This is a genomic window from Phenylobacterium sp. (genome assembly GCF_035475775.1).
GTDB lineage: Bacteria > Pseudomonadota > Alphaproteobacteria > Caulobacterales > Caulobacteraceae > Phenylobacterium.
In genome coordinates, this window is the sequence record NZ_DATIMC010000040.1 from 20,604 (window position 1) to 27,304 (window position 6,701).

Consider the following 6,701-nt stretch of genomic DNA (forward strand, 5'->3'; position numbering starts at 1 on the left):
CGGTCGTCAGCTCACCAGGCGCCCAGCTCGCGCAACTGGCGGGCGAGCGCGGAGGGGACCTCCCCGAACGCCTCGGCCGAGAGGTCGGCCGGGGCGTCCTTCGGCTGCAGGTAGCGCCAGCCCTGGAACGCGCGGCGCGGGGTCGGGACCACCCGCACCACCGCCTCGTCGAGGGTCATCTCGCAGCGGGCGGCGGCGCCCTCGCCCACCGTGCGGACCTCGAGAATCCGCTGGCGGCAGAGGATCACCCCCTTGAACACCCGGTAGAGCGAGCCGCCGTCGACCAGCTCGGCCGCGCGCTTGGGCGTCTGGCGGGTGCGCAGCGTCCAGCTCTCGCCCGCCTGGTGCGTGCGCCGCCAGTCGAGGAGCGCCTCGATCGTCCCCGCGCCGACGCAGAGCTTGATCATGTGCAGGGCCATGCCGGCAGGCTTACGGCGCCTCGGGACGGCTTGAGAAGTGCGACCCGTCAGCCCGGCGTCCCGCTCCGGCGACCTCATCCCCGGAGCTTGTCCCGCTCATGACGGACAAAGCTATTGCTCCGCCCAGCGGGGCTTGCGGCGCTCGAGGAAGGCAGCCACGCCTTCCTGGGCCTCCTCGGAGACTCGGATGGCGGCGATGCGGCGGGCGGTGTCCTCCATCAGGCCGTGGTCGATGTCCTTGCCCGCGAGGTCGTCGACCAGGCGCTTGGCGGCTTCCATGGCGCCGGGCGCGCAGGCGAGGGTCTCGGCCGCGATGCGCGCCTGGGCGGCCTCCAGGGCGGCGGCGTCGGCGACCACGTCGGTGACCAGGCCGATGCGCTGGGCGTAGTCCGCGTCGAATCCCTCGCCCGAGGCGAACAGGCCGCGCGCCGCGCGCGGGCCGATGGCGGCGATCACGTAAGGGCTGACGGTCGCCGGAATCAGGCCGAGCTTCACCTCGGAGAAGCTGAACCGCGTCTCGCGCGTGGCGATCGCCAGGTCGCAGACCGCCGCCAGACCCGCCCCGCCGCCGAACGCCGCGCCCTCGATCAGCGCCACGGTGAGCGCCGGCAGGTCCCACAGGCGCTTGAGCATCACCGCCATGGCCATGGCGTCCTCGCGGTTGTCGGCCTCGGTGAGCCCCATGGCCTCGCCCATCCAGGCCAGGTCGGCCCCAGCCGAGAAGGTCCCGCCCGCGCCACGCAGGAAGACGACCCGCACGCCCTCCGCCCCGTGCAGGGTCTCCAGGGCGTCGGACAGCGCGGAGATCAGGTCGGCGTTCAGCGCGTTCCTCTTGTCCGGCCGGTTCAGGACCACCGTGGCCGCGCCTTCGAGCGTCGCCTCGATGCGCACCAGATCCGGCGTGGTGCTGACGTCCGGCAACTCGACCATCGGATCGGCGATCGGGTTGGGCATGGCGGGCTCCTCTTCGACGTGCGCGCGCTGGCTAGAACGCCGCAACCGTTTCTAGGGCGCCGCAGCCCGGCGGGCGCGGCAATTCATCGGGCCGGGCCTCGTGCATGGCCGCGACTCTTCCGGCGGGTTAAGCTCGCCGCGTGGGCCTGCCTGAGATTCCAGAAGATTCGGCGCTGGCGCGGCTGTTCGGCCAGGAGCGCGCCCAGGGGGCGGCGAGCTGGTTCTCCCTGCCCGGCGGTCAGCCGCTCTACTCGGCCGGCGATCCCGCCGACCAGCTGTTCTTCCTGAGGACCGGCAGGCTCGGCGCGTTCCGCCGCGAACCGGGCCGCGAGCCGCAGTTCCTGGGCGTCATCCGGCCGGGCGAGCCGGCCGGCGAGATGTCGCTGATCGCCGGCGCGCCGCATTCGGCCGACGTCGTGGCGCTGCGCGATTCCGAGCTCTTCGCCCTGCCGCGCGAGGTGTTCTTCGAGGCGGCGGAATCCGACGCCAGCGTGATGACCGAGCTCGCCCGGCTGATGATCCTGCGCACCCGCCAGGCGGCGCAGCGGGGCCCCATGGGCGAGCCTTCGGTGTTCGGCTTCGTGCCGATCGGCCAGCCCGGCGCGCTGCGCAGGCTGGTCGAGGCGATCGGCCGCGAGATCGGCCGGCTGGGCTATTCGTGGACCTGCATCGGGGCGGAGGCGCAGAGCGCGCCCACCGAGTGGTTCTCCGAGGTCGAGCGGACCTACGATTTCGTGCTCTACGTCGCCGAGGCGAGCGAAGGCGGATGGCGCCAGCTCGTCTCGCGGCAGGTGGACCGGCTGTTCCGGGTGGGCCGCGGCGACCGCAAGCCGCAGAGGCCCTCGGAGCGCCACATGCGCTCGCCCCTGCAGGCGCAGCAGCTCGTCGACCTCATCCTGCTGCAGCCCGCGACGCTGGAGCGGCCGGCGGGATCGCAGGCCTGGCTCGACGCCACCGAGCCGGCGCGGCTGTTCCACATCCGCCGCGAGCACGCGCCGGACCTGCAGCGGATCGCCCGGGTGCTGACCGGCCAGTCGGTGGGCCTGGTGCTCTCCGGCGGCGCGGCGCGGGCCTACGCCCACGTGGGCGCGATCCGCGCCCTGCACGAGCGGGATGTGCCGATCGACTTCGTGGGCGGCGTCTCGATGGGCGCGATCGTCGCCGCCGGGCTGGCGATGGGCTGGGACGACGAGGAGGCCGACCGGCGCATCCGCGACGCCTTCGTGAACTCCAGCCCGCTCGACGACATCGCCTTTCCGCTGCTCGCCATGACCCACGGGGTGAAGGTCTCCGAGCGGCTCGCGCACAACTACGGCGACACCCAGATCGCCGATCTGTGGCTGCCGTTCTTCTGCGTCTCCACCAACCTGACCACCGGCGCCTACCAGCTGCACAAGAGCGGCCTCGTGCGGCGGGCGCTCAGGGCCTCGATCTCGCTGCCGGGCATCCTGCCGCCGGCCACCGACCACGACGAGGTGCTGGTGGACGGGGCGGTGCTCAAGAACTTCCCCGCCGACATCATGCGCTCGATCCATCTGGGCCCGGTGGTGGGCGTCGACGTCACCGCCTCGCGCAGCATCACCGCCCAGGACGTGGCCCTGCCGGCCTCCATCTGGCGCTGGCTCTGGTCCGGCCAGTGGCGCAAGGGCCCGCCGATCGTCTCGGTGCTGATGCGGGCCGCGACGCTCTCCACGGGACCGGACCTCGCCGCCGCGCGCGCCGCGACCGATGTGCTGATCCTGCCCGATGTGTCGAAGATCGAGATCCGCGACTGGAGCGCCTATGACGACGCCGTGGCGGCCGGCTACCGGGCGACCCTCGAGGCCTTGGACAAGCTGGACCGGCCCGTGCAGGACCTGCGCCGCCGGCCGAGCCTCGTGGAACAGGCGCACGCGCCGCCGCTGCGGGCCGTTGGGCGCTGAGGCCGATCGCAGGGTTTGCGGCCGGGCGCGAACCGCCCCATATTCACCCTGTCCTGTTCAACAAGCGAAAGGAGGTGATCCAGTGTCTCATAGTTTCATCCGTAGTTCGGAAACCGTGACCTGGGCCTCCGCGAACGAGGTCCGCGCCTAAGCCACCGGTTTGGCAGGGTTCGGTCCGCGCTGCGGTCCGACTATGGAAAGGCCGCCCCCGACAACGGGGCGGCCTTTCGCTTTGTTGGGGAGACTTGGACCGGCCTACTTCCACCCCTTGTCGCGCGCGGCGCGCTCGGCGGCCGCATCGAGCGGCTCGCCGGCCATGAGGCTGTCCACCGAGGCCAGGACTTCGGGCGGGGTGTCGCTGCCGGCCTGGCGATAGACGGACTGCGGCCTTGGCGCCCAGGCGGTGACCGTGCGCGCGGTCCAGTGGCCGTCGTCGCGGCAGGCGAGGCCCGCCAGCCGATCCGGCGTGCTCGCAAAGGTGCGGCAGTAGCGGCCGTCGGCGGTCCTGAAGGTGAGGCCCACCTTCACCACGCCAGGCTGCGCGGCGAGCCCGGTCGAGAGGGCGCGGGCGAGATGGCCCGTGGCGGTCAGCCGGCCCCCTTCCTCGGCGAGCGGCGCGGACGAGGGCCAGGCGAGCCGGCCGGCCACCACCCCGACCAGCAGGGACGCGGCGAGCGCCGCCCACGGCGGCGGCCGGCGCGCAGCCCGCGGGGCCGCATCGTTCGCGGCGCTGGCGGCGCTCAGAAGCTGCGGCGGGATCGGCTCTTCCAGCACCGGGGCGTAGATGGCGCTCAGACGATCGGCGAGCGCCCGGTGGCGGGCGACCCGGGCCGCGAGCCCGGGATCGGCGGCCATCTCGGCCTCGAAGCGGGCCGCCTCCTCGGGCGCGAGCTCGCCGTCCACGAAGGCGATGAGGCGTTCGTCGCCGGTCATGCGGCGTCTCCTTCCAGCTCCGCGAGAAGCGCCATGCGGCCGCGCACCAGCCGGCTGGTGAGCGTGCCGGCCGGCACCTCCAGCACCTCGGCCGCCTCCTTGTAGGAGAGGCCTTCGACCAGCACGAGGGCGACCGCGAGCCGCTGCTCGTCGGGCAGCCTGGCCATCGCGCGCGCCACCTCTCCGGCCTGCAGGCGGGCCTGCATGGCCGCCGCGCCATCGAGGCCTATGACGTCGCCTTGCGCCTCCGGCGCGAACACCCTGCCCCGCCGGTTGCGGGCGCGGCTCTCGTCGATCCAGGCGTTCTTCATGATCCGAAACATCCAACTGTCCAGGCGGGTCCCGGGCCGCCACTGACCCTGATGGACCAGCGCGCGCTCCACGGTCGCTTGCACCAGGTCGTCGGCGTCCGCAGCATCGCGCGCCAGCACGCGGGCGAGCCGGCGCAGGCGAGGCAGGACCTCGACGATCTGGCGCTGTAGTCCGTGCAAGGATCAGCCTTCGTCTGGGGATGAAACGTCCGGCTTGCGGCGTTTCATCCATGAACCGGAACAATTGCGGCGCGCTAAAGGTGGAGGCCCCGCTCCCCGCCTTACCTAGATGGGACCCGATGGCTGACCGTTCCCGCCGAAAGATGCTGGGCCGCCTGGCGATCGCCATGAGCGCCGCGGCTGCGATCGGCCTGAGCGGGCCCGCGGCGCTGGGTTTCGAAGGCGGCCATCACGGCAGCCTCGGAAGCGACGGCGGCGGCTCGCACAGCGGCGCGCTGGGCGGTCTCAGCGGAGGATCGGGCGGCCCGGGCGGCCTCGGCGGCGGCTTGCGCGGCGGCGGCCCCGGTCCGAGCGCCGCGCCCCTGCCGCTGACCGGAACCGGCGGCCTGGATGGCGGCGATCATGGCGGCCGGGGCGGCGGCCCCGGTGGCGACGGGCCAGGCCCGGCGGGGGCGTTGATCGGCGACGACTCGCATGACCACGGCCCAGGCCCCGGGCTGAACGGCGGCCGCGGCGATCACGGCGGTCGCGCCGCAGGCCGGGGCGCCGGTCGGGACGGCCGCGAGGTGGAGGACGCCGTGACGGCGACCGGCCAGGTGGTCGTCCCTGGAACCCAGGCCCGGCAGGCGACGATCCGGGCGTTGCTGCGCGACCACCCGCTCTCCGTCGAGGCCGACGCGCTCGGCTTTCCGGTCGTGCGGGGCGAGGTGCTGGCGATCGGGGCGAACGCGGCGGCTCTGGCCAAGGCGCGCAAGGCCGGCTTCCAGGTCGGCGCCAGCGAGAGCCTGCCGGAGCTGGGCCTTCAGTCGGTGGTGCTCCTGGCGCCCAAGGGCGTCGGCGCGCCCGAGGCGCTGCGGCGCATCCGCGCACTCGATCCGCAGGGCCAGTACGACCTCAACCACCTCTATCAGGAAAGCGGCGTGGTCACGGCGGCCAGGCGCGGCGCGCCCCGGCGGGCGAGCAAGCCTGTCGGGTCGCCGGCTGCGGGCCTGCGGGTGGGCCTGGTGGACGGCGGCGTCGCGCTCAACCTGGCGGCGCTCTCCGGCGCCAGGATCGTGCAGCGGGGCTTCGCGGGCGCACCGGTTCCGAGCGCCCACGCCACGGCGGTCGCCTCGCTGCTCGCCGGACGCCAGCCCCCGTTCCGCGGCGCCGCGCCGGGGGCCAGCCTCTATGTCGCCGACGTCTACGGCGGCAGGCCCACCGGCGGATCGGTCGAAGCCGTCGCGCGCGCGCTCGCCTGGATGGTCCAGGTGAAGGCGCCGGTGATCAACATCAGCCTGGTGGGCCCGCCCAACCTGCTGCTGGCCGCGGCCGTCAGGGCGCTGGTCGCGCGCGGGCACCTGGTGGTCGCCGCGGTGGGCAACGACGGCCCGGCCGCGCCGCCGCTCTATCCCGCGAGCTATCCCGGCGTGGTCGCGGTCACCGCGGTGGACGCCCGTCGGCGCCTGCTTCCCGAGGCCGGCCGCGCGGTCCACGTCGACTTCGCCGCGCCGGGATCCGACATGGCCGCCGCGGGCCTGGACGGCGGCTTCGTGGCGGTGCGCGGGACCTCCTTCGCCGCGCCGATCGCCGCCGGCCTGCTGGCGCGGCTGGAACCGGAGCCCAGTCCGGCCGCCGCCGCGCGCGCGCTCGCCGGGCTCGGACGCGAAGCGGTCGATGTCGGCCCGCGCGGCCAGGACCGGCTCTACGGGCGCGGCGTGGTCGGTCTCGATCTGCGCACGCCGCCGAGCCTGGTCCACGCCCGCCTGGCCCTGCGCGGCCCCTGAAGACACGCCGAGCTCGAGAGTCGGATGAAACCCGGCCGCCGGATCGTTCGGACGCCTGGAGCTTCCCGACCATCCCCAGATCCCGGGCCGCTCCGCCGCGGATCCGGCGCAGGCCTGACGGAGCCGTGGACGCGCTGGAACGAGCTGCGACCGGTCGTGGAGAGACTCATCCGAGTCTGCCGGGCGCGCGCCCGGCGCCGGGCCGCCGGAGCGATC

Annotated in this window: 6 protein-coding genes; 2 read left to right on the top strand and 4 right to left on the bottom strand. The window is 74.2% G+C overall.

Features of this window, described 5'->3' with window-relative positions; genetic code table 11:
- Positions 1-11: 11 nt before the first annotated feature.
- Positions 12-419 (bottom strand): DUF1489 domain-containing protein, encoded by a 408-nt coding sequence (locus VLI41_RS04910; RefSeq protein WP_325266940.1) that lies wholly within the window; start codon positions 417-419, stop codon positions 12-14.
- Positions 420-530: 111 nt separating this feature from the next.
- On the bottom strand, positions 531-1,373 hold the full coding sequence (locus VLI41_RS04915) for an enoyl-CoA hydratase-related protein (protein WP_325266941.1): 843 nt from the start codon (positions 1,371-1,373) through the stop codon (positions 531-533).
- A gap of 140 nt (positions 1,374-1,513) precedes the next feature.
- Here VLI41_RS04915 and VLI41_RS04920 point away from each other — a divergent pair, with 140 nt between their 5' ends.
- Complete coding sequence (locus VLI41_RS04920; RefSeq protein WP_325266942.1) at positions 1,514-3,295, top strand: patatin-like phospholipase family protein; 1,782 nt, start codon at positions 1,514-1,516, stop codon at positions 3,293-3,295.
- 255 nt (positions 3,296-3,550) lie between these two features.
- On the opposite strand, the gene VLI41_RS04925 is transcribed toward VLI41_RS04920, so the two are convergent.
- Together VLI41_RS04925 and VLI41_RS04930 are read right to left on the bottom strand one after the other, a co-directional pair.
- Entirely contained in the window at positions 3,551-4,228 is a 678-nt protein-coding gene (locus VLI41_RS04925; protein WP_325266943.1) for an anti-sigma factor, read from the bottom strand.
- Entirely contained in the window at positions 4,225-4,719 is a 495-nt protein-coding gene (locus VLI41_RS04930; protein ID WP_325266944.1) for a sigma-70 family RNA polymerase sigma factor, read from the bottom strand. Before VLI41_RS04930 ends, VLI41_RS04925 begins: the two co-directional genes overlap by 4 nt.
- Positions 4,720-4,838: 119 nt before the next feature.
- Here VLI41_RS04930 and VLI41_RS04935 point away from each other — a divergent pair, with 119 nt between their 5' ends.
- Positions 4,839-6,485, top strand: coding sequence for a S8 family serine peptidase (locus VLI41_RS04935; protein ID WP_325266945.1), 1,647 nt, complete (start codon positions 4,839-4,841; stop codon positions 6,483-6,485).
- Positions 6,486-6,701: the final 216 nt, after the last annotated feature.